Genomic DNA, 3041 nt, shown 5'->3' on the forward strand with positions numbered 1-3041 from the left:
GCGGTGCAGCCGGCCAGCAGCGGCGCGCCGAGCTGCCAGGTGTCCAGCACACGGCCGAGCAAACCGAACACCGAACCGGCCAGGATGGGCAGCGCAGCGTAGCCCCAGGAGCCAAGGCCGAACAGCAAACCCATCACCAGCATGGCGGCCAGCACCCAGACCGGCAGCGCCAGGCCGGCGGGCTGCACAAAGAAGTACCCCAATCTCAGGCCCAGCGCCAACAGCGCCAGCCAGGCGCCCAGGCCCGCGACGCGGCGCATCCGGGGCCCCAGCACGGGCTGCACGTTTTGCGCGATCAGCGTGATGGCGATGAAGGGCAGCAGCAGCCACCAAAAGAGCCACGGCCAGCCCGGCACACCCGCCACCCAGCGCAGGCTCGCCACCGCCAGGGCCTGGCCCTGCAGCAAGGCCATGAGTGCCGCCCCACCCGGCTTGGTTGGCAGCAGCAGCCAGCCGCTGAGGTGCAATTCCACCGCGGTGACGAGCAGCAGCAAGGCGCAGCCCAGGTGCCAGCGCCTGCCAGTCGGTTCCGGCGAGACCAGCGCCAGGATCGCGATGCCTGCGGCCAGGGCCGCGCAGAGCTGGCACAGCCAGCGCGGCGGCAGGCCAGGCTGTTGCGGCAGGAACACCCACAAGCCCAGCAGGATGGCCATGAGGCCGCACGCCATCCCACTGCGCCGCCGCCATGGACTCATCGCCGACCAGGCCAGGTTCAACCGACTCAGGCTCATTCGGCCGCCGGCTCGCTGTTCAACCCGTACTTGCGGATCTTGTCGTTCAGCGTGGTCTTGGGCACGCGCAGCGCCTGGGCGGTGCGGGCGATGTGGCCGCCCTGGCGCTGCAGCGCCTCGCGAATGAGGCTGCGCTCGAAGTCCTCCACCGTCTCGGCAAGAGACAGGCTCTGCGGCGGTTGGGGCTGGTCGGCCGCCACGCCGCCCAGCACTTCGCTGTGCACGCCGAGCACAAGGCAGTCGGCCACGTTGCGCAGTTCGCGCACATTGCCGGGCCAGTCATGCGCCATCAAGGCACGCAACTGCGCCGGGCTCACCTCGGGCTGCGGCAGGCCGTAGCGGCTGGCGGCCAGCAGCAGGAAATGTTCGAGCAGCAGCGGGATGTCCTCGCGGCGCTCGCGCAGCGGCGGCAGCTCGATGGTGACGACGTTGAGCCGGTAATAGAGATCGCTGCGGAAGGTGTTCTGTTTCGCACGCTGAAGCAGGTCATCCTTGGTCGCGGCGACCACGCGGCAGTCCACCGAGACGCGCTCGTTCGAGCCCAGGCGCTCGACCACGCGGTCCTGCAGAACGCGCAGCAGCTTGACCTGGACGCCCAGCGGCATGCTCTCCACCTCGTCCAGGAACAGCGTGCCACCGTGGGCATGCTCGATCTTGCCGATGCGGCGCTTGGCTGCGCCGGTGAAGGCGCCGGCCTCGTGGCCGAAGAGCTCGCTGTCGATGATGCTGTCGGGCAGGCCGCCGCAGTTCAGCGCCACCAGCGGCGCCTTCTGCCGGCCGGACAGCTCATGCAGCGCCTGCGCCACCAGCTCCTTGCCGGTGCCGGTTTCGCCCTTGACCAGCACGTCCACCGCCGAGCCGGCGACGCGCGAGACCAGCTGCCGCACCGCGGCCATCTGCGGCGAGCGGCCCACCAGCTTGGCCACCCCGCCTTCCTTGCGCGCCAAGGCTTGCCGCAGCGAAAGCACCTCCAACGTCAGCGCACGTTTTTCCAGCGCCCGCCGCACCACTTCGACCAGCACCTCGGGCGAAAACGGCTTCGGGATGAAGTCGTAGGCGCCGCTGCGCATGGCCTCGACGGCCAGTGTCACGTCGCCATGGCCGGTGATCATGATGACCGGAAGGTCGGCGTCCAGCTCGCGGCAGCGGCGCACCAGCGACAGGCCATCGGCCCCGGGCAGCCGCATGTCGGTGACGACCACGCCTTCGAAGCCGGGCTGCAGCCGCGGCAGCGCGGCTTCCACCGATTCAACTGCCTCGACGCGCAAACCCGCGAGTTGCAGGGCCTGCTGGCAGCCCAGCTGCATCGGCAGGTCGTCTTCCACCAGCAAAACGGTGAGGGGCGCGGTCATGGGGTATCGTCAGGCGGCAACGGCAGGGACAGGCGGAAGCAGGCGCCGCCGTCGGCGTGATTGTCCGCCTCCAGCTCGCCGCCGGCCTCGCGGGCAATGTCGCGCGAAATGGCCAGCCCCAGGCCCAGGCCGACGCCGGCTTCCTTGGTGCTGAAAAACGGTTCGAACAGCCGTGCCTTGACCGCCTCGGCCAGGCCGCTGCCGCTGTCGTGCACGGTGACCCAGGCCTGTTCGCCCTGCACGCCCGCGGCCAGCCGCAGCACACGTTCCGGTGCATCGCGCATCGCATCCAGCGCATTGCCGATCAGGTTGATCAGCACCTGTTCCAGCCGGTTCGGGTCGCACCAGGCGAAGACCTGGCCGGGCGCGATGGCGTTCTGCACCTGCACGCATTCCTTGCGCAGCCGCTGGTCGTAGAGGAACAGCGCGTTGCCCAGCGCGACCGCCACGTCGGTGCGGGCTGGCCGGGCCTGCGACTTGCGCGCGAAGCCCTTCAGCGGCTCGATGATGGCGCCCATCTGGTCGGCCAGCCGGGCCAGGATGCCCAGGTTGCTGCCCACCGTCTCCAGCTCGCCGCGGCGCATGAATTCGACCGCGTTGGCCGACAGCGTGCGGATGGCCCCGAGCGGCTGCGTCAGCTCGTGCGTGATGCCGGTGGCCAGCTGACCCAGCGCGGCCATCTTGCCGGCGTGCACGAGCTCGTCCTGCGCGTTGCGCAGCGTGCGCTCGGCCTGCTCGCGGTCGCGCACTTCCTTGCGCAGCTGGCGGTTGGCGTCGCTCAGCGCCTGGGTGCGCAGCAGCACCTTTTCCTCCAGCTCGCGGTTGGCCATCAGCTTCTGGCGCACGATGCGGCGGCGCTGGTTGACCAGCACGCCCAGCAGCAGCAGGAAACCGGCGCTGACGGCCGCGAGGAAGCTGGCGCGCACGGCGTCCTGCCGCACCACTTGCAAGTCGGTGA

At 70.1% G+C, this 3041-nt stretch carries 3 protein-coding genes; all 3 read right to left on the bottom strand.

Features of this window, described 5'->3' with window-relative positions; all coding sequences use genetic code 11:
• Positions 1 to 653, bottom strand: a 653-nt coding sequence (locus FKP22_RS25705) for a hypothetical protein (RefSeq protein ID WP_211361587.1), incomplete at its 3' end; no start/stop codon positions are given.
• 74 nt (positions 654 to 727) lie between these two features.
• A complete protein-coding gene (locus FKP22_RS25710; RefSeq protein ID WP_141290618.1) occupies positions 728 to 2083 on the bottom strand; it encodes a sigma-54-dependent transcriptional regulator in 1356 nt (451 codons plus the stop codon).
• Positions 2080 to 3041: sensor histidine kinase (locus tag FKP22_RS25715; protein WP_141290621.1), on the bottom strand; the 962-nt coding region annotated here is incomplete at its 5' end. The genes FKP22_RS25715 and FKP22_RS25710, both read right to left, overlap by 4 nt.

Source organism: Ideonella azotifigens (genome assembly GCF_006519715.1).
Lineage (GTDB): Bacteria > Pseudomonadota > Gammaproteobacteria > Burkholderiales > Burkholderiaceae_C > Ideonella > Ideonella azotifigens.